The sequence below is a fragment of the Vogesella sp. EB genome (assembly GCF_001037925.1).
Lineage (GTDB): Bacteria > Pseudomonadota > Gammaproteobacteria > Burkholderiales > Chromobacteriaceae > Vogesella > Vogesella indigofera.
The window spans coordinates 1-412 of record NZ_LFDT01000070.1 but is presented as its reverse complement, the minus strand read 5'-3'; the positions used below and the strand labels follow the sequence as shown (position 1 = coordinate 412).

General features: G+C 56.1%; 1 pseudogene. It reads left to right on the top strand.

Annotated elements, in window-relative coordinates:
* Nucleotides 1–63: 63 nt before the first annotated feature.
* A pseudogene (locus tag ACG97_RS16765) lies at nucleotides 64–412 on the top strand (transposase); the annotation flags it as partial.

The window sequence follows — 412 nt, the reverse complement described above, 5'->3', positions numbered from 1 at the left end:
TGAATCGCCCCTCCTTTCCTAGATACCTCGTGAGCCTCACACTAGGCCCTACAAGGAGGTGTCATGAGCAGGCAGCGTTTCCCCGAAGAATTCAAGATTGAAGCCGTCAAACAAGTAACCGAACGTGGCTATCCGGTGGCCGAAGTCGCCAGCCGGCTCGGTGTTTCGGCGCACAGCCTGTATCAATGGCTGAAACGCTACGACCCCAAGCGCACGAAACCGGCTGAATCTGCTGACCAGCAAGCTGAAATCCGCCGTCTCAAGGCAGAGCTAAAACGGATGACCGAGGAGCGCGACATCCTAAAAAAGGCCGCCGCATACTTTGCCAAGGAGTCTGGGTAAGGTATGCCTTCATCCGGGCCCACGAGCAGCAGTTTCCAGTCCGACGACTGTGTCGTGTCATGTCAGTACT